Here is a 23,826-nt window from a genome sequence, read left to right on the forward strand (position 1 = left end):
TTATCGGGTCATCATACAAGTCAACCGGGATTTTCTCGTACCGGTTTGCCCTGATACCGGTTTCAAAAACGAGTGCCGATACTGCGCGGGCTGCGATGCGGAGGTCTCCGTGTCGCCCGGCTTTCCTTCCCGCGATTTGTCAGGACTCCTTGCATGGCCAGTGTCACGATTCAGGCGGTCAAGAAGCGATTCGGCGAAGTCGCCATCCTTCATGGGGTGGACATCGACATTGCCGACGGTTCGTTCACGGTGCTGGTGGGCCCCTCGGGCTGCGGCAAGTCGACGTTGCTGCGCATGATCGCGGGGCTGGAGGAGATTCACGGCGGCGAAATCCGCATCGGCGATCGCCGCGTGAACGACCTGCCGCCCAAGGAACGCGACATCGCGATGGTGTTCCAGAACTACGCGCTCTATCCGCATATGACGGTGCGCGACAACATGGCTTTCGCCCTCTCGCTCGCGAAGATGGACAAGGCCACCATCGACAGCAAGGTGCAGCGCGCGGCCGAAATTCTTGCGCTCGCGCCGCTGCTCGAACGCTATCCGCGCCAGCTCTCGGGCGGCCAGCGCCAGCGCGTGGCGATGGGGCGCGCGATCGTGCGCGATCCGCAGGTGTTTCTTTTCGACGAGCCGCTGTCGAACCTCGATGCCAAGCTGCGCGTGGCGATGCGCAGCGAGATCAAGGAACTGCACCAGCGCCTGAAAACCACCTCCATCTACGTCACGCACGACCAGATCGAAGCCATGACCATGGGCGACAAGATCGTGGTGATGCGCGACGGCCGCATCGAGCAGACCGGCAGCCCGCTGGACCTGTACGACCACCCGGCAAACCAGTTCGTGGCAGGCTTCATCGGCTCGCCGGCCATGAACTTCCTGCCCGGCACGCTGCGGCGCGCGGGCGGCGCGGCGCATGTCGAGCTGCCCGACGGCACGCGGCTCGATGCGCCCCTCCATGCGGGCGGCACTGACGGCCAGCCCGTGGTGTACGGCACGCGCCCCGAGCACCTGACGCTGGGCGACAGCGGCGGCATTCCGTCGCGCGTGGTGGTGATGGAGCCGACCGGCATGGACACCTTCGTCGCCTGTCGCCACGAAGGCGCCGAGCTCTCGGCCGTGTTCCGCGAGCGCTACGACTTCGCGCCGGGCAGCACCATCCATCTCGTGCCCGACCTTGCGCGCGCCCACCTGTTCGATGCCGAAAGCGGCCTGCGCCTGGTCGCCTGAACTCGCCTGATTTCTCGCCTTGTCTTTGGTTCACACCGGTCCGTTTACAACGAAGGAGACAGCTCATGAGTGATTTCAATCGCCGCAGGTTTCTCGAGGGTTCGGCCGGCGTTGCCGCTGCCGCGACCGTCGGCACGGGCAGCGCCCTGTTCGCACCGTTCGCGCAGGCGCAGAACCTGACCTTCAAGCCCGAGAAGGGTGCCAAGCTGCGCGTGCTGCGATGGAGCCGCTTCGTGCAGGGCGACATCGACGCCTACATGGCCAACGTCAAGAAATTCACCGAGGCCACGGGCGTCGAAGTGCGCGTGGACAACGAAGGCTGGGAAGACGTGCGCCCGAAGGCCGCTGTGGCCGCCAACACCGGCGCGGGCCCCGACATCATCCTGTCGACCAACGACGACGCCAACCTCTACCCCGACAAGCTGCTCGACGTGACGGACCTCGCCGAATACCTCGGCAAGAAATACGGCGGCTGGTATCCGGCGGGCGAAGCCTTCATGCGCCCCGACGGCAAGAAGTGGCTAGGCCTGCCGCTGGGCGCCTCGGGCTCGCTCATCGTCTACCGCGAGAGCATGGTCAAGGCCGCGGGCTTCGCGACCTTCCCCAAGACCACCGACGACTTCCTGAAGCTCTACAAGGCGCTGAAGGAAAAGGGCACACCCGGCGGCATGGCGTTGGGCAACGCGACCGGCGACAGCACCTGGTGCAACTGGCTCATCTGGTCGCACGGCGGCAAGCTGGTCGACAAGAACAACAAGGTGGTCATCGACAGCCCCGAGACGCTCAAGGCGCTGGAGTACGGCAAGGAGCTCTACGCCAACTTCATTCCGGGCACGCTCTCGTGGCTGGACCCGAACAACAACAAGGCTTTTCTCGACGGGCAGATCAGCGTCACCAACAACGGCATCTCGGTCTACTACGCCGCCAAGAATTCGGCCGATCCCAAGATCAAGGAAATGTCCGCGGACATCAACCACGCGGTGTTTCCCATCGGCCCGGTCGGCGTGCCGACGGAGTCGCACCTGTTCTTCAACCAGATGGTCATGAAGTACACGAAATTCCCGCAGGCGGCCAAGGAGTTCCTGCGCTTCATGATGGAGAAGGAGCAGTTCGACCCGTGGCTGCAAGGCGGCGGCGGCTACGTGGCGCAGCCCCTGCGCTTCTACGAGAACAGCGCGATCTGGACCTCGGACCCGAAGAACATGCCCTACCGCGACTCGGTGAAGAACCTGCGCCCGGGCGGCTACGACGGCAAGCTGGGCTACGCCTCGGCCGGCGCGGCAGCGGACTTCATCATTCCGAACATGGTGGCCGAGGCGGCGAGCGGATCGAAGACGCCGAAGGAAGCGGCCGAGCGCGCGCAGAAGCGTGCCGAGCGGTACTACAAGGTCTGATCCCTTCACTCCCAAAGCAGCCCGCCCCATGACACTCCTGGCCAGGTTCCAGAACAGCCGCAACGCCCTCGGCATCGCGTTCATGCTTCCGGCGGCGGTGCTGCTGTTGCTGTTCCTGACCTACCCGTTGGGGCTGGGCACCTACCTTGGCTTCACCGACGCCAAGGTGGGCCGCGCGGGCCAGTGGATCGGCCTGGAGAACTACGAGTACCTGTGGGGCGACGCCGTGACGCGGCTCGCCCTTTTCAACACGCTCTTCTACACGGCGGTGGCGAGCGTGCTGAAGTTCTTCCTGGGGCTGTGGCTGGCGATATTGCTGAACCGGAACATCCGCTTCAAGACTTTTTTCCGCGCGGTGATCCTGCTGCCGTACATCGTGCCCACGGCCCTCTCGGCCATCGCGTTCTGGTGGATCTACGACTCGCAGTTCTCGATCATCAGCTGGGCGCTGATGAGAATGGGGCTCATCGACCAATACATCGACTTCCTCGGCTCGCCGTGGAATGCGCGCATCGCGGTGATCATCGCGAACGTGTGGCGCGGCGTGCCTTTCGTGGCGATCACGCTGCTCGCGGGCCTGCAGACGATTTCGCCCTCTTATTACGAAGCCTCCGCCATCGACGGCGCGACGCCCTGGCAGCAGTTCCGCCACGTCACGATGCCGCTGCTCACGCCGATCATCGCGGTGGTCATGACCTTCTCGGTGCTGTTCACCTTCACCGACTTCCAGCTGATCTACGTCATCACCCGCGGCGGCCCGCTGAACGCCACGCACCTGATGGCCACGCTGTCGTTCCAGCGCGCCATTTCGGGCGGTGCGCTCGGCGAAGGCGCCGCCATCGCGATCGCGATGGTGCCGTTCCTGCTGGCGTGCGTGATGTTCAGCTTCTTCGGCCTGCAGCGCCGCGCGTGGCAGCAGGGCGGTTCGGACAAATGAGGAACTTCCAATGAGCAATGCGGGCCAGGTCGACACCGTCGGCATGAGCTACCTCGACACGATCCCGCGCAAGGCGGTGACCGTGTACCTGCCGCTCGTGGTCTTCCTGATCGTGCTGCTGTTCCCGTTCTACTGGATGGCCATCACCTCGGTGAAGCCCGATGCCGAACTGCTCTCGCGCGAAGGCAATCCGTTCTGGGTGATCAACCCGACGCTCTCGCACTTCTACAAGCTGCTGTTCGAAACCTCGTACCCGCAGTGGCTGTGGAACACGGTGCTGGTGTCGGTGGTGTCGACCTTCGTGTCGCTCGCGGCCTCGGTGTTCGCGGCGTATGCCATCGAGCGGCTGCGCTTCAAGGGTTCGAAGCATGTCGGGCTGTCGATCTTTCTCGCGTACATGGTGCCGCCGTCGATCCTGTTCATTCCGCTGGCGAACGTGGTGTTCAACCTCGGCCTCTTCGACACGCGCTGGGCGCTGATCCTCACCTACCCGACCTTCCTCATTCCCTTCTGCACGTGGCTCCTGATGGGCTACTTCCGCTCGATCCCGGCCGAGCTCGAGGAATGCGCGCTCATCGACGGCGCGAGCCGCTGGCAGATCCTCGTGAAGATCGTGCTGCCGCTCGCGGTGCCCGGGCTCATCTCGGCAGGCATCTTCGCGTTCACGCTGTCGTGGAACGAGTTCATCTATGCGCTCACCTTCATCTCGTCGTCGGAGGTGAAGACGCTCCCGGTCGGCGTGGTGACCGAGCTCGTGCAGGGCGACGTGTACCAGTGGGGGCCGCTCATGGCCGGCGCGCTGCTCGGCTCGCTGCCGGTGGCGTTCATCTACTCGTTCTTCGTCGAGTACTACGTGTCGGGGATGACCGGGTCGGTCAAGGAATAGACAGATCAGTTCCAGCGCGGAACGGCTTCGTCCTTGAGCTGCTGGCGCAGCACGTCGTAATCGGGCACCACGCTCTCGACGGTTTCCCAGAAGCGGTGCGAATGGTCCATCACGCGCAGGTGGGCCAGTTCGTGCGCCACCACGTAGTCGATCACCGGCAAGCGGAAGTGAATCAACCGCCAGTTCAGCCGGAGCGACCCATCCGCGCTCGCGCTGCCCCAACGCGTGGCCGCGTTCGACAGCGACAGCTTCTGCCAGCGCACGCCCAGCAGCGGCGCGAAATGATCGAGCCGCTCGATGAAGAGCTTGCGCGCCTGCCGCATGAGCCAGGCCTGCGCGGCATCGCGGATCTGCGAGGGCCCGGCGTTCTGCGCGACGGCCAGCCGCAGGATGCGCGGACCGCCGGCAACCTCGGCTTCATCGAGCGTGCCGCCGACACTGGCAAAGCCATGCTTCGGATCGAGCCGGATCACCACCGGCTCGCCCATGAACGGAAAGCCGGCGCCGTCCTTCCACTCGATGCGCGTCGCCTCGACGCGCGCGTGGCGCTGCTGCGTTTCCTGGAGCTTGCGCAGGATCCAGTCGGCCTTTTCGCGCACCGCGGCATCGACATCGCGCAGCGCGACCCAGCGCGGCGCACGCACCGACAGCCCTTCGGCGCCCACGAGAAATCCGATGGTCTTGCGCTTGCCGCGCTTGAATTCGTAGGCCACGCGTGCCGAGCCCAGCACCAGTTCGCGCGTGGCGTGCGGATGAATGAAGCTCGCGAGCGCCAGCGTGTCGCGCAGCGGGATCGCGGGCAGTGCCGGGCCTGTGTTCCTGACCTCTTCCGGTTCCGGCATCGCGAACGGCAGTGGCGTCGCCACAGGCGGAGCAGCCTTGCGGACCTTCTTCGGACGCGGCGCGGGCGGCTCGGGCTGTGCGAACTCGCTGCCCAGCCCCTCGAACAGATCCATCGTGAACTGCAGCAGCCCCTGCATCTGGCGTCCTCTGTTCCTTCTATCTAGCGGTACGCCTCGGGATCGAGCCGGTGCATCTCCGCTTCGATCCAGGCTTCGACTTCGCGCATCAGCTCATCGGGCTTGCGACCCACGCTCGAGATCGCCGGCCCGATCGACACATCGACCACGCCCGGCCGCTTGATGAACGCCTTGCGCGGCCAGACCTTGGCCGAGGTGACCGCAATCGGAATCACCGGCACGCCGGTCTCGCAGGCCAGGCGCGTGCCGCCGCTCTTGTAGGTGCCCTTTTGCCCGCGCGGAATGCGCGTGCCTTCGGGGAACATGATGATCCAGATGCCCTGCGCGAGCAGCTTGCGGCCCTGGTTCACCACCTTGTTGAAGGCCTGCGCGCGCTGGCTGCGGTCGATGTGGATCATGTCCAGCCGCGCCATCGCCCAGCCGAAGAAGGGCACGTAGATCAGTTCCTTCTTGAACACGTAGGCCAGCGGATGCGGCATCAGCGTGGGCATGAGGAAGGTCTCGAGCGTGGACTGGTGCTTGACCAGCAGGATCGCGCCGGCGAGCTGGTCGGTCGGCAGGTTCTCCATGCCGGTCACGCGCGTCTTGATGCCCAGCAGCACGCGCGCGCCGCCGATGGCCCAGCTGAGCCATTGCTCGGCCATCCAGTAGAGCGGAATGCCGCGCTTCCAGATCGAACTGACGCACATGATGATGCCCCACGGCACCACGGTGACAAGCATCCAGAGTGCGTGGAGAACGGAACGGATAAACGCCATCAGACAGCTACCTGGAGTGCAGCCCGCGCTTCGCGCACGAGCAGGAAGTCGACAAAGGCGGCGAGGTTCTCGTGAACCATCGTGTTCGCCGGATATTCGGGCGGCAGCGGATCGACACCGATGCAGGCCGCGCCCATGCCCGTGAGCAGGAGATGCGGTTCGCAGCCAGCGGCCGCGCCCGCCTGCAGGTCGCGCAGGCTGTCGCCCGCGGTCGGCACGCCCTTGAGGTCGATGCCGTAGCGGTCGCCGATCTGCAGGAACAGGCCCGACTTGGGCTTGCGGCAGTCGCAGCCCTCGTCGGGGCTGTGCGGGCAATAGAACACCGCATCGACCTTGCCACCCACGGCCGCGAGCATCTTGTGCATCTTGGCGTGCATGGCATTGAGCGAAGCCATGTCGAAGAGGCCCCGGCCGAGGCCCGACTGGTTCGACGCGACCACCACATGCCACCCCGCATGGTTCAGGCGCGCCACGGCCTCCAGCGCACCGGGCAGCGGCGTCCACTCGATGTCGCTCTTGACGAAGTCTTCGCGGTGCACGTTGATCGTGCCGTTGCGGTCGAGGATGACGAGTTTCATGGCGATGCCACCGGTGGAGGAGTCGTCGAAGGGATCAGACGGCCAGCCGCTCGAGCTGCGCCACGCGGTTCATCGCAGCGTGCAGCGACATCAGCAAGCCCAGCCGGTTCAGGCGCAGGTCGGCCTGTTCGGCATTCACCATCACGCCGTCGAAGAAGGCATCGACCGGCTCGCGCAGCACGGCCAGCGTCTGCAACGAGGCGGTGTAGTCGCCGGCTTCGAATTGCGCGTTGGCGGCGGGCACGACCTTGGCCATGGCGGCGTGCAGCGCCTTCTCGGCGGGCTCCTGCAGCAGCAGCTCGCTGACATGCGCGTCGGCCTCGGGCGCCTTCTTGAGGATGTTGCCGATGCGCTTGTTGGCCGCGGCCAGCGCGGCCGCGGCAGGCAGTGCGGCGAAGGCGCGCACGGCGGCCAGCAGCTTGGGCACTTCGCCCAGGCGCTGCGGCAGCGGGGCCAGCACGGCGTCGACTTCTTGCGCGCTCGCGCCCTGCTCGCGCAGGCTGCCGGCGAGGCGGTCGAGGATGAAGTCGCGCAGCTCGACCGTGGCCTTGCTGCTGTCGAAACCGGCAATGTCCTTGAACTGCGCGGCGGCGTCCTGCAACAGGGCGTCGAGCCCCAGTGCGAGGTCTTTCTCGATCAGCATCCGGATCACGCCCAGCGCATGGCGGCGCAGCGCGAACGGGTCGCGGTCGCCGGTGGGCAGGTTGCCGATGCCGAACATGCCGACCAGCGTCTCGAGCTTGTCGGCCAGCGCGACCACGAGGCCGACGCTGTTGCGCGGCAGTTCGTCGCCCGCGAAGCGCGGCTTGTAGTGGTCTTCGATCGCATCGGCCACCGCAGCATCGAGGCCGTCGTGCAGCGCGTAGTAGCGACCCATCGTGCCCTGCAGCTCGGGAAACTCGCCGACCATGTCGGTCACGAGATCGGCCTTGGCCAGTTGCGCGGCCTGCGTGGCCTGTGCGGCGACCTTTGCATCGCCGAGTTTTTCGGCAATACCGCGCGCGATGTGCATCACGCGCTGCACGCGTTCGCCCTGCGTGCCGAGCTTGTTGTGATAGACCACCTTGCCCAACGATTCGACACGCGAGGCCAGCGATTTCTTGCGGTCCTGATCGAAGAAGAACTTGGCATCGGCCAGGCGCGGGCGCACCACGCGCTCGTTGCCTTCGATGACCGCGCTCGCGTCGTCGGGGCTGATGTTGCTGACGACCAGGAACTTGTTGGTCAGCTTGGTTTGTGCATCGAGCAGCGGAAAGTACTTCTGGTTGGCCTTCATCGTGAGGATGAGGCATTCCTGCGGCACTTCGAGGAACTCGCGCTCGAAGCTGCAGACCAGCACGTTGGGGCGTTCGACCAGCGCGGTCACTTCGTCGAGCAGCGCGTCGTCGTGGATCGGCACCGAGCCGCCGCCGACCTTGACCGCGGCCGCCGCGAGCTGGCGCGCGATTTCGGCGCGGCGGGCTTCGAAGCTCGCGATGACCGCGCCATCGTCCTGCAGTTGCAGCGCGTAGCTGTTGGCATCGCGCAGCACGACCGGATCGACCGCCGCCTCGAAGCGGTGGCCGTGCGTCTCGCGGCCGGCCTTCAGGCCCAGCGCCTCGATGGGCACCACGGTGCTTCCGTGCAGCGCCACGAGGCCGTGCGCGGGGCGCACGAAGCTCACGCTGCTCCAGCCCGGCAGCTCGCAGCCGCTCTCGAGCTGGTAGCTCATCACCTTGGGAATCGGCAGCTTGGCGATGGCTTCGGCCAGCGCCTTCTGCAGGCCCTCGGCCAGCGTGGCGCCCTTGGCGGTGCTTTCGTAGAAGAGCGCTTCGGCCTTGCCGTCCATCGCACGCTTCAGGCCGGGCACGGCCGAGGCGTCGGCGCCGAGCGCGCCCAGGCGCTTGAGCAACGCGGGCGTCGGCTGGCCCGAGGCATCGAGCCCCACGGCCACGGGCATGAGCTTTTGCGAGATGGCCTTGTCGGCGGCGCGCTCGGCCACATGCGTGAGGTGCGCGGCCAGCCGGCGCGGCGAGGCGTAGGCGGTGAGCACCGAGCCGGCTTCGGCCAGGCCTTGCGCCACGAGCTGGTCGCGCAGCACGCCCGCGAAGGCGTCGCCGAGCTTCTTGAGGGCCTTGGGCGGCAGCTCTTCGACAAACAGTTCGACCAGCAGGGAGTTCTTGTTGTTCATGGAGATCGTCATCGCTCAGGCGGCTTTCTTCGGGGGCATCTGCGCAACCCATTCGCGCGGCGCCATCGGGAAACCCAGGCGCTCGCGGCTGTCGTAGTAGCTCTGCGCCACGCTGCGCGCGAGGTTGCGGATGCGGCCGATGTAGGCGGCGCGCTCGGTCACGCTGATCGCGCCGCGCGCATCGAGCAAATTGAAGCTGTGCGCAGCTTTCAGCACCTGCTCGTAGGCCGGCAGCGCGAGCTGTTCGGTCATGAGGTGCTTGGCCTGCTTCTCGTGCGCGTTGAAGGCGGTGAAGAGAAATTCGGCATCGCTGTGCTCGAAGTTGTAGGTCGACTGCTCGACCTCGTTCTGGTGGTACACGTCGCCGTAGGTCACGCCGGGCGCCCATTCCAGTTCGTAGATGCTTTCCTTCTGCTGCAGGTACATCGCCAGGCGCTCGAGGCCGTAGGTGATTTCGCCGGTGATCGGCTTGCAGTCGATGCCGCCGACCTGCTGGAAGTAGGTGAACTGCGTCACCTCCATGCCGTTGAGCCAGACTTCCCAGCCCAGGCCCCAGGCGCCGAGCGTGGGGTTCTCCCAGTCGTCTTCGACGAAGCGGATGTCGTTCTTCTTCAGGTCGAAGCCCAGGGCTTCCAGCGAACCGAGATAGAGCTCCAGGATGTTGGCGGGCGCCGGCTTCAGCACGACCTGGTACTGGTAGTAGTGCTGCAGGCGATTGGGGTTCTCGCCGTAGCGGCCGTCCTTGGGGCGGCGGCTGGGCTGCACGTAGGCGGCCTTCCAGGGTTCGGGGCCGAGGGCCCTGAGGAAGGTGGCGGTGTGCGAGGTGCCCGCGCCCACCTCCATGTCGTACGGCTGCAGCAGCGCGCAGCCCTTGTCGGCCCAGTACGACTGCAATTTGAGAATGATTTGCTGGAAGGTCAACATGAAGCTGGCCGGCGCAGGCCGGACATTGGACGGTAGCGCGGCGATGCGCCGCGAAAGCGGACGATTTTACGGGCGGAGGGCAACTCTCCCACAGCCGGGCGGGATGCCGGCCGCTCCCGCCGCCCGGCCGGGCATGAGACAACCACCGGCCAGCCGCACGCGGCAGCCCTTCACGCGGCCCTCCCGGGCCTGTCTTTCTCCATCCCCACAGACATGCAACCGCCCCACATCGGTCCGAACGCTCCGTTTTTCATCGTGCTCAATGCCGGCTCCGGCAGCGAGAGCGCCGCCGAGGCCCGCCGGGTCATCGAGGAAGGCTTTGCCGCGGCCGGCCGCAAGCACCGCATCTTCCTGGTCGACGGCCCCGGCCGGGTGCAGGCACTGGCGCGCGAAGCCGTGGAACGCGCCCGCGCCGCGGGCGGCGTGGTGGTGGCCGCAGGCGGCGACGGCACCATCAACGCGGTGGCGCAGGCCACGCTCGGCAGCGGCTGCGCCTTCGGCGTGCTGCCGCAGGGCACCTTCAACTATTTCAGCCGCACCCACGGCATTCCGCGCGACACGGCCGAGGCCCTGCAGGTGCTGCTGACCGAGCAGCCGCGCGCCGTGCAGGTGGGGCTGGTCAACGACCGCGTCTTTCTGGTGAACGCCAGCATGGGCCTGTACGCCGAACTGCTGGAGGAGCGCGAAACCTACAAGGCGCGCTACGGCCGCAGCCGGTGGATCGCATTTTTCGCGGGCCTCCTGACGGTGATGCGCGGCCGCCACCGGCACTGGAACCTGCGCATGGCCTGGCGCGGGCAGGAGAGAGACATCCGCACGCCGACGCTCTTCGTGGGCAACAACCCGCTGCAGCTGCTGCAGGTGGGCATCGAGCATGCCTATGCACCCGAGCAGGGTCAGCTCGCGGCGATTGCGCTCAAGCCGGTCGGGGTGCTGGCCATGCCGGAGCTGCTGGTGCGCGGCGCGATGGGCAAGCTCGGACGCGCCGACCAGGTGCTGAGCTTTCCCTTCGAATCGATGACGGTGAAGGCCGGCCGCCTGCGCGCGCCGCGCCGCGTGAAGGTGGCGACCGACGGCGAGATCGCCTGGGCCGACATGCCGCTGCTGTTCCGCGTGTCGCCCGAGCCGCTGTGGCTGGTGCGGCCCGACGTCGCGCCCGAGCTGGAGGCGGCCAAGCAATGAACCATTGCCTGCTGCAGATCTCCGATCCGCATTTCGGCACCGAGCAGCCCGAGGTGCTGCGCGCGCTCGAGCGGTTTGCCGAGGCGCTGGCGCCGCAGGTGGTGGTGATGTCGGGCGACATCACGCAGCGCGCCACGCGCGTGCAGTTCGCGGCGGCGCGCGCCTTCGTCGACCGGCTCGCGGCGCCCGCGAAGCTCGTCGTTCCGGGCAACCACGACATCCCGCTGTTCCAGCTCGCGGCGCGCTGCTTCTCGCCCTACGGCCGGTACAGGGAGGCCTTCGGCGACGACCTGGAGCCGGTGTTCGAGTCCGACGAATGGCTCGTCGTCACCGTGAACACGACGCGGTGGTACCGGCATACAGACGGCGTGGTGTCGCCCGCGCAGGTCGAGCGAGTGGCGGCGCGCCTCGCGGCGGCAAGGCCCTCGCAACTGCGCGTGGTGGTGACGCACCAGCCGGTGATGGTCACGCGGCAGGAGGACATGTCGAACCGCCTGCACGGGCGCGAGCGGGCCGTGGCGCGGTGGTCCGAGGCGGGCGTCGACCTGATCCTGGGCGGGCACATCCACCTGCCCTATGTACGCTCGCTGCACGACGCGTTCTCGGGCTGCAGGCGCACCGCGTTCGCCGTGCAGGCGGGTACGGCGGTGTCGCACCGCGTGCGCGCCGGTTTTCCGAATTCGGTGAACGTGGTGCGCCTGGACATGAGCGGCGACACGCGCGCCTGCCGCGTGGAACGCTGGGACTACGCCGCGGCCGACAAAGCCTTCGTGTGCGCCAAAGTATTTCCGCTTTCGCTTGCCAGCAGCGCGACGGCCCCTTAGGGTCCTGCCGCATGCCTTTGGAAGCCTCCTCTCTCACTCCTCCTCTCGTCCTCCTCGCCCAGCAACTCGGTGCCCACGCGCTCGGCTGGTTTCTTTCGATCTGGACCGTGTCGGTGCTCGGCGCCGGTGCCATCTGCTGGACGCTGCAGCGCCGCCACTTCAAGGCGCTCGATGCCGAGGAACCCAGCGAACCGCGCATCGCGGTCGGGCTCGCGGCGGGATTCCTGCTGATCCTGGCGGCGGCGAGCGTGTTCGCGTGGATCGCGTCGAAGCTTTCCGACGGTCACTCGATGGGCCTGGCCGACCAGGCGCTGGCCGATGCCATCGGCACCCACGTGCCGTGGACGGCGCTCGTCGCATTCAGTTGGCTCACCCACCTGGGCGACTTCGCCTTTCTCGCGCCGGTGTGCCTGGTGGTCGCCGCGGTGCTGTGGCGCCGTGCGCACCGCGGCCTGGCACTCGGATGGGTACTGGCACTCGGCGGCATCGTGCTGCTGAACCCCGCGCTCAAGCACATCTTCGAGCGGGCGCGACCGCTGCACGACCACGGGCTGGCGTTCGAGACGAGCTACAGCTTCCCGAGCGGACACAGCGCGGGCGCGATCGTGAGTTACGGGATGCTGCTGTACCTGGCGCTGCGCACGCTGCCGGCGCGCTGGCATGTGCCGGCGGCGATGGCGGCCGTGGGCGCCATCCTGACCATCGCGTGCAGCCGCATCTTTTTGCAGGTGCACTTTGCGAGCGATGTGGCGGCCGGCCTGCTGACCGGCTTCGCTTGGCTGCTCGTGTGCGTGAGCAGCCTGGAATACGCGCGGCACCGCAAGCGCCGCACCGCGCGCTGACCTGGGATCAGTACTCCCAGAAGATGCGCTGCAGGTCCTTGGTGTTGCTGGTCTTGGTCAAGGCCACCATCGCCAGGATGCGCGCCTTCTGCGGACGCAGGTCGTGCGCCACCACCCAGTCGTACTTGTCGTCGGGCTGCTCGGCGTTTCGGATCACGAAGCCGTCGGGCACGCGCGAGCTGCGGATCACGATCACGCCATCGGTGCGCGCCTTCTGCAGGTTCGGAACGATCCGGTCGGCCACCGAGCCATTGCCCGTGCCGCCGTGGACGAGCGCCTTGGCACCGCTCCTGGCGATGGCGTCGATGGCCACCGACGACACGCCTTCGTAACCCATGGCGATCTCCACCGGCGGCAGCGCGTTGATGCTGTCGATGTCGAACTCCGAGTTCATCGTGTGGCGCTTGACCGGCGCGCGGAACCAGTAGTTCTTGCCCTCGACGATCATGCCCAGCGGACCCCACTGGCTGGAGAAGGCGCTGGTCTTGATGTTGACGTTCTTGCTCACGTCGCGGCCGCTGTCGATGTTGTCGCCCATCGTCACCAGCACGCCCTTGCCCACGGCGTCCTTGCTGCCCGCCACGTTGACCGCGTCGTACAGGTTGAGCGCGCCGTCGGCCGAGAGGGCCGTGCCGGGACGCATCGAGCCGACCACGACGATCGGCTTGTTGGTGTGCACCGTCAGGGTGAGGAAGTAGGCGGTTTCTTCCAGCGTGTCGGTGCCGTGGGTGATGACGATGCCGTCGACGTCCGATTGCTTCGAGAGCGCCGAGACGCGCTTGGCGAGCGTCAGCAGGTTGTCGTTGGTGAGGCTTTCCGATGCGACCTGGAACACCTGCTCGCCGCGCACGTTGGCGACCTTGGCGAGTTCGGGCAGGCCGGCGATGAGCTTGTCGACACCGACCTTGGCGGCCGCATAGGTGGCGCTGTTGACGGCCGAGGCGCCGGCACCGGCGATGGTGCCGCCGGTGGCGAGGATCACCACGTTCGGCAGCGCCTGCTGGGCCTGCGCGAGTGCGCTGGCGGCAAGCAGGGCGGCGCCCGCGGCGAAGGCCCTGAAACGGGGAGAGAGGTACATGGAAGACTCCTTGGTCTGAGGTGAAATTCTGGAAGCGGCGAGGAAGATACATGAACCGTGCCCGCATGCGCTCCACGGCCATGCCGGCACTGCATGCGGCCATGCCTTCTGGCGAGGCGTGCCGCCATGCGCCAAGGATTACCATCGCCCGGGCGCCACGCCGCAATCTCCAGCATGACCTCCGACACCGCCGCCCTGCCCCCCGCCACCGCCCAGGAAATGCCCGCCCCCGACGGCCCGCTGTCGCGCGCACGCCCGGGGCGCGAGCGCATCATGGCCGCCATCCGCACCGCGGCGGTGGCCGAGTTCAGCCTGCATGGCCTGAAGGGCACCTCGACGCAGGCCATCGCCGCGCGCGCCGGCCTCACCAAGCCCCAGCTGCACTACTACATCGCCGGCAAGGAAGAGCTCTACGAAGAGCTGCTGATGCAGGTGCTGCACGCCTGGAAGGTGGTGTTCTCGTTCGAGGACGCGAGCGACCCGGCCACCGTGCTGGGCGACTACATCCGCAAGAAGCTGGACCACGCCATCGACAGCCCCGAGATGTCGCGCATCTTCACGCGCGAGATCCTCGACGGCGGTCGCAACCTGGACCGCTACTGGCCCAACGCCCGGGCCTGGACGCAGAAGAAGGTGGACATCATCAACGGCTGGATCGCGCGCGGGCAGATGCGCCCGCTCGATGCGCGCATCCTGCTCATGCACATCTGGGCCATGACCCAGAGCTATGCCGACTATGCGATCCAGACGCGCGTGATGCTGGGCCTGCCGCCCGACGCGCCCATCGACCGCGAACCCATCGCGCGCGAGCTCGTGGCCTTCGTGCTGGGCGGCTGCGGCATCAAGACGACGCCCTGACCTCCCAGGCGCGGCCCACTGGGTCGGCCATTGCGAGCCGCACCATCTCGATGAAGCGACGTAACCGCGCAGGCTGGAAGCGCGCGGGCGAATAAGTCAGGTACACGGGCAGCGGCGCCGCATGCCATTGCGGCACGAGCTGCACCAGCCGGCCGGCGGCGATGTCGTCGTTCATGAGCCAGGCCGAGCCGATGCAGGCGCCCAGCCCCATGGCCGCCGCGCTGTGCAGCGCATAGAGGCTGTCGGTGCTCATGCAGGGGCGGATCGGCACCCGCGCAACCTCGCCGCTCGGCCGGTGCGTGAGCTGCACCTCGTTGCGGTAGAAGGTGCGCAGCGCGAGCCAGGGCAGCTCGGCCAGTTCCGATGCATGCGTGGGCGGCTTGCGCCCTTCCAGCACCGACGGCGCAGCCACCACCACGCGCGGCACTTCCGACAGCTTGATCGCGATGGCCATGGTGTCGGTCGCCTCGCCGACCTGGATCGCGCAGTCGACGCCCTCGGCGATGAAATCGGGCCGGCGGTCGTGCAGCAGCCATTCGACCGACACCCGCGGATAGGCGCGCAGGTAGTCGGCCAGCGGGCCGACCAGCAGCCGTTGCCCCAGCGCATGCGGCGCCACCACGCGCAGCGTGCCTTCGGGCTCGTCGCCCACGCCGCGCAGGTCGGCCTCGAAGGCGCGCCAGTTGGCGATCAGTTCCTTGGCGCGCTCGTAGCAGCGCTCGCCGTCTTCAGTGAGCTTCACGGCGTGCGTGGAGCGGCGCAGCAGCCGCACGCCCAGCGAGCGCTCCAGCGCCTGCAGCCGGCGGCTCACGGTGGGCTGGGTCGCGCCCATCCGCAAGGCAGCGGCCGAGAGGCTGCCGGCCTCGACGATGTGGACGAAGGTCTGCATCAACTCGATGCGGTCGGCGGCAGGGGGTGAATTCGGCATTTCCTCGCTCTTTATGCGCTCTTCGTATAGGCATTGTGCGGCCTGTGGGGCTACCAAGCCATATTCCAGAGGAGCACATTTCAACCCTCGCCAGAAAACCTAGGGTTACCACCATGTCTTCCATTCAAACAATGCATGCCCACGCAGGCGCCGCGCCGGACGGCCACGCGCTGCCGCCCTCGCTGGTCCTGCTGCTGGCCACCGGCGCGGGCCTGTCGGTGGCATCGCTCTACTACGCGCAGCCGATGCTGGGCGTGCTGGGCGCCGACATCGGCGCCTCCACCCGCGCGGTCGGCTTCATTCCCACGTTGACGCAGTTGGGCTACGCGCTCGGCATCCTCTTGCTGGCGCCGCTGGGCGACCGCTTCGACCGGCGCCGCATCGTGCTGATCAAGGCGGCGGCCCTCTGCGCCGCGCTGCTGGTGGCCGGCGCCGCGCCGTCGATCGGCGTGCTGCTCGCGGCGAGCCTGGCCATCGGCCTCGCGGCCACGATGGCGCAGGACATCGTGCCCGCCGCCGCCGCGCTGGCGCCCGAGGCCTCGCGCGGCAAGACCGTCGGCACGGTGATGACGGGGCTGCTGCTGGGCATCCTGCTGTCGCGGGTGGTGAGCGGTTTCGTGGCCGAGCACTTCGGCTGGCGCGCGATGTTCATCGCGGCCGCGGCCAGCATCGCGCTCATCGGCGCGGCCGCTTGGCGTGGGCTGCCGCGCTTCCGGCCGACCACGCACCTGGCCTATGGTGCGCTGCTCGGTTCGCTGGGCACGCTGTGGTCGCGCCATGGCTCACTGCGCCGCGCAGCCTTGGCGCAGGCGCTGCTCGCGGTGGGCTTCAGTGCGTTCTGGTCGACGCTGGCGGTGATGCTGCACGGCGAGCCCTTCCACCTCGGCAGCGCCGCCGCCGGCGCCTTCGGGCTGGCCGGCGCAGCGGGCGCGCTTGCGGCGCCGCTGGCCGGGCGCCTGGCCGACCGGCGCGGGCCGCAGTTGGTCACGCGCCTGGGCGCCGGCCTCGCGGTGGTGTCGTTCGCGGCCATGGGCCTCGCGCCGCTGATGCTGCCGCACGCGCAGCTCTGGCTGCTGGCGATCGCGGCCGTCGGCTTCGACCTGGGCCTGCAGGCCACGCTGATCGCGCACCAGACCATCGTCTACGGCATCGAGCCCGGCGCGCGCAGCCGGCTGAACGCGGTGCTGTTCACCAGCATGTTCATCGGCATGGCGGCGGGCTCGGCGCTGGGTGCGCTGGCACTCGCGCAGTGGGGCTGGGCCGGCGTGACCTGGCTGGCGACCGGCACCGCGATGGCGGCACTGGCCGTGCGGCTGCTGCCGGCGCCTCGCAAGCCCTGAGAAGGCCCGGCCGATCCGGCCGGCATCCCCCTTCCGGTGCATCCGCACTGGCACGTCGCTTGCATAACCTGACCACTTGCTCTGATTAAGCGGTCAAACACACCATGCGCGTGCTCGTCGTCTACTGCCACCCGGTCGAAACCAGCTTCCATGCGGCCCTGCACCAGGAAGTGCTGAAGAACCTGCGCGCCGCCGGGCACGAGGTGGACGACTGCGACCTGTACGCCGAGGGCTTCAACCCGGTGCTCTCGCGCGAGGAACGGCTCGGCTACCACGACGTGCCCGGCAACCAGTTGCCGCTCAGGCCCTATGTCGAGCGGCTGCAGTGGGCCGAGGGCATCGTGTTCTGCTTTCCGACCTGGTGCTTCGGGCTGCCGGCGATGCTCAAGGGCTACTTCGACCGGCTCTTCATGCCGGGCGTGGCCTTCGACATCAGCGACCCGGCGAACGTGAAGCCGATGCTCACGCACATCACGCGCATCAGCGCCGTGGTCACCTACGGCCGGCCGCGCTGGATGGCCTGGTACATGGGCGATCCGCCGCGCAAGATCGTCACGCGCTACATGAAGCGGCTCACCGGGCAGCGCGCCCGCGTGGACTACCACGCCCACTACCACATGAACGTGGCGACCGAGCCCCAGCTCAAGCGCTTCATGGCGCGCGTGGGCCAGGCGATGGCGCGCTTCGCATGAACGCGCCCGTGCTGCTGGACAACGCGCGGCTGCCGCACTGGCTGCTGCCGACCGACTGGCCGCAGCGCGACGGCGTGCCGGTGCTGGCGCGCATCGCGCTCGACGCCGGGCGCGTGCAGTCGGTGCGCCCCGCCGATAGCGCCGCCCCCTCACCCGCAGGCTGGGACCTGGCGGGCACCCTCGTGCTCCCCGGCTTCGTCGACGCGCACACGCACCTCGACAAGGCCTTCACGCTGCCGCGCATGAAAGATGTGCAGCCGGGCCTGCTCGGCGCCATCGACGCGATGCTGGCCGACCGCGTGCACTGGAGCCCCGCCGACGTGCGCGAACGCGCCGCGCGCGGCCTGCAGTGGGCCTGGGAATGCGGCACCACGCATGTGCGCACGCACGTCGACTGGTGGGAGCCCGATGCGGTGCCGCTGGCCTGGCCGGTGTTGGCCGAGTTCGCAGAGGAATGGGCGGGCCGGGTGCGGCTCGAACAGGTGAGCCTGATCAAGCTGCCGCTCTTCGAAGACGCGGCGCAGGCGCTGCGGCTTGCAAAGCAGGTGAAGGCCACGGGGCCGCATGCGCTGCTCGGCGGCTTCGTGCATTCGACCAACTGGAGCGAGAACGCGCTGCGCAACCTGCTGGTGGCGGCGCAAGCCTGCGACCTGGACATCGACCTGCACGTCGACGAGGAACTCAACGCCGCGGCGGTCGGCCTTCAGACCACCGCGCGCCTGCTGCGCGAAATCGGCTTCGAAGGCCGCGTGGTCTGCGGCCACATCTGCGCGCTCTCGGTGCAGCCCGAGGCGCAGGCCCTCGCCACACTCGATGCGGTGGCGCGCGCGCCGATCACCGTGGTCTCGCTGCCCGCCACCAACCTGCTGCTGCAGGACGCGGTGACGGGCCGCACACCGCGGCTGCGCGGCATCACGCTCGTGAAGGAAGCGCGCGAGCGCGGCATTCCGCTCCTGTTCGCGAGCGACAACGTGCAGGACCCGTTCTGCCGGCTCGGCAGCTTCGACCCCGTCGAGGCGCTGGGCACGGCCGCGCTGGTCGCGCAGCTGGACGAACCCTTCGACAACTGGTCGCAGGCGCTGTGCCGCAGCGACTGGCTGCTGCGCGCGCCCGCCACGACGGCGCCCACGCTGGTCGGCGCGAAAGCCGACCTGGTGCTCTTCACGCAGGCCGACCGCCACGGCTGGCCCTCGCGCACCGCCACCCGCGTGGTGCTGCGCGACGGCCGCGTGACGCACGGCGATGCATCGCCTTTCTTCCCTAAATAAAGAACAAGCAAGGACTCCCATGCTCCACGGCTACATCCCGCCCCACCGCTTCCTGCCCTACCTGAGCTGGACTGAAATCGCCGCGCTGCCCGACCGCGAGAACACCGTCATCGTGCTGCCCTGCGGCGCCATCGAGCAGCACGGCCCGCACCTGCCGTGCTCGGTCGACAGCGTGATCGCCTCGGGCGTGATGGGCAAGGCACTGGAGAAGCTGCCCGCCGAGGTGCGCGCCTTCGCGCTGCCCACCATCACCTACGGCAAGTCGGAAGAGCACCTGCACTTCCCCGGCACGATGACGCTGACCGGCACCACCTTGCTCTCGACCGTGACGGAGATCGGCGAGTCGGTCTACCGCGCGGGTTTTCGCAAGCTCCTGTTCGCCAACGGCCACGGCGGCCAGCCGCAGGTGCTGGAGATGGCGGCGCGCGAACTGCGGCTGCGGCATGGCGATTTCGTGGTGGTGCCGCACGGCGTGTCGCGCCTGCCGAACGCGTCGAGCAAGCAGATCAGCGAGCAAGAGAAGCGCTTGTCGATGCACGCCGGCCATTCCGAGACTGCGCTGATGCTCGCGCTCGCGCCCGACACGGTGCACATGGAGCGCGCAGCGGCCAACTTCCCGCCGCCCTTCCCGATCAAGCTGCTCTCGGCCGACGGCCGCCCGGCCTGCGCATGGACCGCGCGCGACTTCGGCCCGAGCGGCGTGATCGGCGACCCGACCAGCGCCACGCGCGAACAGGGCATCGAGATCCTGGAGACGCTGTCCGACAGCTGGGTGCAGGCGCTGACCGAGCTGCATGCGCTGCGCTGGGTGGTGCGCGAAGAACAGACCTGGGAGCGCGGCCACCAGCAGGGCTTCATCCAGCAGTCGTTCGTTGCGGCCTGAGGCGCGCGTTTTGCATCGGCTTTCTTCTTTTTCATCCAGCCTTCGAGAGGTCCCCACCATGCGTTCCTTCGCTCTTTCCCTGGCCGGCGCCGCCGCGCTTTCCCTCCTCACGGCCGCGGCGCCCGCACAGGCCCAGGACAAGTTCACCTACATGACCAACTGGTACGCGCAGGCCGAGCACGGCGGCTTCTACCAGGCGGTGGCGCAGGGCATCTACAAGAAGTACGGGCTGGACGTGACCATCAAGATGGGCGGCCCGCAGGTCAACATCACGCAGATGATGGCGGCCGGCCAGGCCGACTGCATCATGGGTTCGAGCGACATCCAGATGATGCAGGTGCGCGAAGGCGGCGTGCCGGTGGTCAACGTCGCGGCCTTCTTCCAGAAGGACCCGCAGGTGCTGATCGCGCACGACGACGTGAAGAAGTTCGAAGACCTGAAGGGCAAGACGCTGCTGATCGGCGCGCAGGCCAACCGCGGCTACTGGCCGTGGCTGAAGGCCAAGTTCGGCCTCACCGACGAACAGACGCGGCCCTACACCTTCAACATCCAGCCCTTCGTGGCGGACAAGAACACCGCGCAACAGGGCTACCTGACCTCCGAGCCCTACGCCATTCAAAAGGCCGGCGTGAAGAGCACGGTGCTGATGTTCAGCGACCACGGCTTCCCTGCGTATGCGACCACCGTGTCGTGCATGGAGAAGACGGTGAAGGACCGCAGCAAGCAGGTCGCCGCGTTCGTGAAGGCCTCGGCCGAGGGCTGGAAGAGCTACCTCGCCGACCCGGCGCCCGCCAACGCGCTGATCAAGAAAGACAACCCCAACATGACCGACGACCAGCTGGCCTACAGCGTGGCCAAGCTCAAGGAGATGGGCATGGTCACCGGCGGCGATGCGGCCAAGCTGGGCATCGGCGTGATCACCGATGCTCGCGCCAAGGCGAGCTACGACTTTCTCGTGACGGCCAAGCTGCTGGACCCCGCGAAGGTCGAACTTGCGAAGACCTACACGACCGAGTTCGTGAAGGACGCCAAGGTCTTGCCCTGAATTTCGCGTCTCCATGAATCGCATCGAACCCCACACCCTCGCGCCACCGGCGGCGCACGCCGTGCCCGCGGTGGAAGTGCTCTCGGCCGAGAAGACCTATCCCAACGGTACGCAGGCGCTGCTGCCGGTGGACCTGTCGATCGCCGAAGGCGAGTTCGTCACGCTGCTCGGGCCCTCGGGCTGCGGTAAGAGCACGCTGCTGAAGATGGTGGCGGGCATGCTGGAGCCAAGCGACGGGCGGCTGCTGGTGTGGCGCAAGCCGGTGGCGCAGTTGCACGACTGTCCGCACAAGCTGTCTTTCGTGTTCCAGTCGCCCACGCTGATGCCATGGGCCAGCGTGCAGACCAATGTGCGGCTGCCGCTGGACCTGGCCGGCGTGCCGCGCAAGGAGGCCGATGCGCGGGTGATGGAATCGCTCGCGCTCGTGGGGCTCGATAAGTTCGCCGGTGCGCTGCCGCGTGCGCTCTCAGGCGGCATGCAGATGCGCGTGTCGATCGCGCGCGGGCTGGTCACGCAGCCCGACCTGCTGCTGATGGACGAACCCTTCGGTGCGCTCGACGAGATCACGCGCCACAAGCTCGATGCCGACCTGCTCGAGCTCTGGCGCAAGAAAAAGCTCACGGTGATCTTCGTGACGCACTCGATCCATGAGGCGGTGTTCCTGTCGAGCCGCGTGGTGATGATGGCGGCGCGGCCGGGCCGCGTGGTGGAGCAGTTCCAGATCGACGAGCCGTATCCGCGCAGTGCCGATTTCATGGTGACGCCGGAATTCGCCAAGCACGCAAAGCGGTTGCAGGACAGCCTGCTGCGCGCGAGCCAGGGCGACGAGGAGCACGCGCGATGAAGCGCACGCCTCTCTTGAACCAACCGCGCGTGCAGCGCGTGCTGTACCCGGTGCTGATCGGCGCGGTGCTGGTGGCGCTGTGGCAGTGGATGGTGGTCGCGATGGAGCTGCCGCCCTACCTCGTGCCTTCGCCCTATCTCATGATGCAGACGCTGGTGACCGACTGGGCGCCGCTCGGCAACGCGCTGCTGGTCACGCTCAAGATCACCGTGCTGTCGTTCGCGCTGGCGACAGTGGCGGGCGTGCTGATCTCTTTCCTCTTCGTGCAGAGCAAGCGCATCGAGACCGCTCTCTTCCCGTACGCGGTGCTGCTGCAGGTGACGCCCATCGTCGCGGTCGCGCCGCTCATCATCATCTGGGTGAAGAACCCGGTGGCGGCGATGACGGTCTGCGCGGCGCTGGTGGCGCTGTTTCCGATCATCAGCAACACCACGCTGGGCCTGCGCAGCATCGACCCCGACCTGCAGAGCTACTTCAAGCTGAACCGCGCGACGCGCTGGCAGCAGCTGGTGCGGCTGCGCATTCCGAGTGCGCTGCCGTATTTCTTCGGGGGCCTGCGCATCTCCAGCGGCCTCGCGCTGATCGGCGCGGTGGTGGCGGAGTTCGTCGCGGGCACCGGCGGCTCGGGTGCGGGGCTGGCGTACCAGATCCTGCAGGCGGGCTTCCAGCTGAACATCCCGCGCATGTTCGCGGCGCTGTTGCTGATCTCGCTGACCGGCGTGGCGCTCTTCGTGCTGATGGCCTGGCTCACCAAGGTGGCGCTGGGCTCGTGGCATGCGAGCGAACTTTCCCAAGACTGAAATTTCTGACATCGACGACGACCATGAACGCTCCCGCTTCCTCCATCGAGCAACTGCTGCTCGAACTGCCCGACCTCGACTGGATCACCGACGAAGGGCGCGTCACGCGGCTCTCGCAAGACTTCTCGTGGTTCAGCCCCGTGCTGAACCGCCAGCTGAAAGACAAGCGCGCCGATGTGGTCGTGCGGCCGCGCAGCGAGGACGAGATCCGCGCCGTCGTGGGTGCGTGCGCGCGGCGCGGCGTGCCGATCGTCATCCGCGGCAGCGGCACCGGCAACTACGGGCAGACCACGCCACTCGCGGGTGGCGTGGTGCTCGACATGACGGGCTACAACGCCTGCCTCTGGGTGCAACCCGGCGTGGCGCGCGCACAGGCCGGCATCCGGCTCGGCGAGCTGGAGAAGCAGACCAAGCCTTCGGGTCAGGAGATGCGCTGCGTGCCGTCGACCTACCGCAGCGCGACGCTGGGCGGCCTGTTCGGCGGCGGCTTCGGTGGCGTGGGCTCGATCAACTACGGGCCGCTCGGCGCGCTCGGCAATGTGCTCGGCATTCGCGCGATGACCATCGAGGCAGAGCCGCGGGTGGTCGAGCTGCGCGGTGCCGAGGCGATGCGCATGCATCACCTGTGGGGCACGAACGGGCTCGTGCTGGAGCTGGAGATTGCGCTGGCACCCGCGCATCCGTGGCTGGAGACGCTGGTGACTTTCGACGCCTTCGAGAACGCACTGCACTTCGCCGACAAGCTCGCGAACGGACCGGGGATCGTGAAGCGGGAGATCGCCTTCTTCGCGGCGCCCATCTCCGATCACCTGGCGCAGCTCGCGGCGCACCTGCCCAAGGGCTGTCACACGGTGCTGTCGCTTGTCGCTGAATCGTGCGAGCCGGCGCTGATGCAACTGGTCGAGGCGCACGGCGGCACCGTGGGCTACCGCAAGACGGCCGCCGAGGTGCAAAAGAGCAACCGCACGCTGATGGAGTTCACCTGGAACCACACGACGCTGCATGCACTGAAGATCGACCCCACGCTGACCTATCTGCAGAGCGGATTCATTCCCGGCAAGCACGTCGAGCAGATCATCGAGATGGAAAAGCTGCTGGGCGGCGAGGTGATGATGCACGTCGAGTTCATCCGCAACGTGGCGGGGCTCATGACCTGCAGCGGGCTTCAGCTGGTGCGCTTCAGCACCGAGGAGCGGCTCGCGGAGATCATCGACATCCACCGCACGCACAACGTGCACATCAACAACCCGCACGTGAACATCGTGGAAGACGGCAAGGCCGGCGGGCCGCTGCCGCCCGAGGTGATCGCGGTGAAGAAGCGCTTCGATCCGATGGGTTTGCTGAACCCCGGCAAGCTGCGCGACTGGCCGGTGCCGGCCGCGGGCTGA

The 23,826-nt window shown here is 67.7% G+C and carries 23 protein-coding genes; 16 read left to right on the top strand and 7 right to left on the bottom strand.

What is annotated here, in order from left to right:
- The first annotated feature begins 153 nt into the window (after positions 1-153).
- The 4 genes from NU688_RS32005 (at position 154) to NU688_RS32020 (ending at position 4,444) form a co-directional block, all read left to right on the top strand.
- Positions 154-1,227, top strand: a complete 1,074-nt coding sequence (locus tag NU688_RS32005) for an ABC transporter ATP-binding protein (RefSeq protein WP_257864933.1) — start codon at positions 154-156, stop codon at positions 1,225-1,227.
- Positions 1,228-1,292: 65 nt separating this feature from the next.
- Positions 1,293-2,621 carry an ABC transporter substrate-binding protein gene (locus NU688_RS32010; protein WP_257864934.1) on the top strand — a complete coding sequence of 443 codons (1,329 nt, stop codon included), beginning with the start codon at positions 1,293-1,295 and terminating at the stop codon, positions 2,619-2,621.
- 28 nt (positions 2,622-2,649) lie between these two features.
- Positions 2,650-3,558, top strand: a complete 909-nt coding sequence (locus tag NU688_RS32015) for a carbohydrate ABC transporter permease (RefSeq protein ID WP_257864936.1) — start codon at positions 2,650-2,652, stop codon at positions 3,556-3,558.
- A 10-nt stretch (positions 3,559-3,568) separates the two neighbouring features.
- Positions 3,569-4,444, top strand: a complete 876-nt coding sequence (locus NU688_RS32020; protein ID WP_013543745.1) for a carbohydrate ABC transporter permease — start codon at positions 3,569-3,571, stop codon at positions 4,442-4,444.
- A gap of 5 nt (positions 4,445-4,449) precedes the next feature.
- Here the strand turns inward: NU688_RS32020 and NU688_RS32025 are convergent, their stop codons facing one another.
- From NU688_RS32025 to glyQ, 5 genes are read right to left on the bottom strand one after another with little or no spacing between them, the layout of a single operon-like run.
- Complete coding sequence (locus NU688_RS32025; protein ID WP_257864937.1) at positions 4,450-5,424, bottom strand: M48 family metallopeptidase; 975 nt, start codon at positions 5,422-5,424, stop codon at positions 4,450-4,452.
- A 23-nt stretch (positions 5,425-5,447) separates the two neighbouring features.
- Positions 5,448-6,182 carry a 1-acyl-sn-glycerol-3-phosphate acyltransferase gene (locus tag NU688_RS32030; RefSeq protein ID WP_013543747.1) on the bottom strand — a complete coding sequence of 245 codons (735 nt, stop codon included), beginning with the start codon at positions 6,180-6,182 and terminating at the stop codon, positions 5,448-5,450.
- Positions 6,182-6,760 (bottom strand): D-glycero-beta-D-manno-heptose 1,7-bisphosphate 7-phosphatase, encoded by a 579-nt coding sequence (gene gmhB, locus NU688_RS32035; RefSeq protein WP_093442165.1) that lies wholly within the window; start codon positions 6,758-6,760, stop codon positions 6,182-6,184. Before gmhB ends, NU688_RS32030 begins: the two co-directional genes overlap by 1 nt.
- A 34-nt stretch (positions 6,761-6,794) precedes the next feature.
- Complete coding sequence (gene glyS, locus NU688_RS32040) at positions 6,795-8,930, bottom strand: glycine--tRNA ligase subunit beta (RefSeq protein ID WP_257864982.1); 2,136 nt, start codon at positions 8,928-8,930, stop codon at positions 6,795-6,797.
- Positions 8,931-8,945: 15 nt separating this feature from the next.
- Entirely contained in the window at positions 8,946-9,854 is a 909-nt protein-coding gene (gene glyQ, locus NU688_RS32045; protein WP_257864942.1) for a glycine--tRNA ligase subunit alpha, read from the bottom strand.
- Between the two features lie 213 nt (positions 9,855-10,067).
- Here glyQ and NU688_RS32050 point away from each other — a divergent pair, with 213 nt between their 5' ends.
- The 3 genes from NU688_RS32050 to NU688_RS32060 are packed head-to-tail and all read left to right on the top strand — an operon-like array spanning position 10,068 to position 12,702.
- Positions 10,068-11,036 carry a diacylglycerol kinase family protein gene (locus tag NU688_RS32050; protein ID WP_257864943.1) on the top strand — a complete coding sequence of 323 codons (969 nt, stop codon included), beginning with the start codon at positions 10,068-10,070 and terminating at the stop codon, positions 11,034-11,036.
- Positions 11,033-11,860 carry a metallophosphoesterase gene (locus NU688_RS32055; protein WP_257864944.1) on the top strand — a complete coding sequence of 276 codons (828 nt, stop codon included), beginning with the start codon at positions 11,033-11,035 and terminating at the stop codon, positions 11,858-11,860. Before NU688_RS32050 ends, NU688_RS32055 begins: the two co-directional genes overlap by 4 nt.
- An 11-nt stretch (positions 11,861-11,871) precedes the next feature.
- Positions 11,872-12,702 (top strand): phosphatase PAP2 family protein, encoded by an 831-nt coding sequence (locus tag NU688_RS32060; protein WP_257864945.1) that lies wholly within the window; start codon positions 11,872-11,874, stop codon positions 12,700-12,702.
- Positions 12,703-12,709: 7 nt separating this feature from the next.
- Here the strand turns inward: NU688_RS32060 and NU688_RS32065 are convergent, their stop codons facing one another.
- A complete protein-coding gene (locus tag NU688_RS32065) occupies positions 12,710-13,780 on the bottom strand; it encodes an asparaginase (protein WP_257864946.1) in 1,071 nt (356 codons plus the stop codon).
- A gap of 174 nt (positions 13,781-13,954) precedes the next feature.
- On the opposite strand from NU688_RS32065, the gene NU688_RS32070 reads away from it, so the two are divergent.
- On the top strand, positions 13,955-14,638 hold the full coding sequence (locus NU688_RS32070) for a TetR family transcriptional regulator C-terminal domain-containing protein (RefSeq protein ID WP_257864947.1): 684 nt from the start codon (positions 13,955-13,957) through the stop codon (positions 14,636-14,638).
- Here NU688_RS32070 and NU688_RS32075 read toward each other — a convergent pair.
- Positions 14,622-15,566 carry a LysR family transcriptional regulator gene (locus NU688_RS32075; RefSeq protein ID WP_257864948.1) on the bottom strand — a complete coding sequence of 315 codons (945 nt, stop codon included), beginning with the start codon at positions 15,564-15,566 and terminating at the stop codon, positions 14,622-14,624. The genes NU688_RS32070 and NU688_RS32075 overlap by 17 nt on opposite strands.
- A 113-nt stretch (positions 15,567-15,679) precedes the next feature.
- Here NU688_RS32075 and NU688_RS32080 point away from each other — a divergent pair, with 113 nt between their 5' ends.
- The 8 genes from NU688_RS32080 (at position 15,680) to NU688_RS32115 (ending at position 23,826) form a co-directional block, all read left to right on the top strand.
- Complete coding sequence (locus tag NU688_RS32080; RefSeq protein ID WP_257864949.1) at positions 15,680-16,906, top strand: MFS transporter; 1,227 nt, start codon at positions 15,680-15,682, stop codon at positions 16,904-16,906.
- A gap of 104 nt (positions 16,907-17,010) precedes the next feature.
- A complete protein-coding gene (locus NU688_RS32085) occupies positions 17,011-17,598 on the top strand; it encodes an NAD(P)H-dependent oxidoreductase (protein ID WP_257864950.1) in 588 nt (195 codons plus the stop codon).
- The gene (locus NU688_RS32090) at positions 17,595-18,866 is read left to right on the top strand and encodes an amidohydrolase family protein (protein WP_257864951.1); all 1,272 of its coding nucleotides are present in this window, start codon (positions 17,595-17,597) and stop codon (positions 18,864-18,866) included. The genes NU688_RS32085 and NU688_RS32090 overlap by 4 nt, the downstream gene beginning before the upstream one ends.
- 19 nt (positions 18,867-18,885) lie before the next feature.
- Positions 18,886-19,749 (top strand): creatininase family protein, encoded by an 864-nt coding sequence (locus NU688_RS32095; protein WP_257864952.1) that lies wholly within the window; start codon positions 18,886-18,888, stop codon positions 19,747-19,749.
- A 58-nt stretch (positions 19,750-19,807) separates the two neighbouring features.
- Positions 19,808-20,794, top strand: coding sequence for an ABC transporter substrate-binding protein (locus NU688_RS32100; protein WP_257864954.1), 987 nt, complete (start codon positions 19,808-19,810; stop codon positions 20,792-20,794).
- Positions 20,795-20,807: 13 nt separating this feature from the next.
- On the top strand, positions 20,808-21,638 hold the full coding sequence (locus NU688_RS32105) for an ABC transporter ATP-binding protein (protein WP_257864956.1): 831 nt from the start codon (positions 20,808-20,810) through the stop codon (positions 21,636-21,638).
- Positions 21,635-22,438 (top strand): ABC transporter permease, encoded by an 804-nt coding sequence (locus NU688_RS32110; protein WP_257864957.1) that lies wholly within the window; start codon positions 21,635-21,637, stop codon positions 22,436-22,438. Before NU688_RS32105 ends, NU688_RS32110 begins: the two co-directional genes overlap by 4 nt.
- 23 nt (positions 22,439-22,461) lie before the next feature.
- A complete protein-coding gene (locus NU688_RS32115) occupies positions 22,462-23,826 on the top strand; it encodes an FAD-binding oxidoreductase (protein ID WP_257864959.1) in 1,365 nt (454 codons plus the stop codon).

The sequence above is a fragment of the Variovorax sp. ZS18.2.2 genome (genome assembly GCF_024701975.1).
In the GTDB taxonomy this organism is placed as follows: domain Bacteria; phylum Pseudomonadota; class Gammaproteobacteria; order Burkholderiales; family Burkholderiaceae_C; genus Variovorax.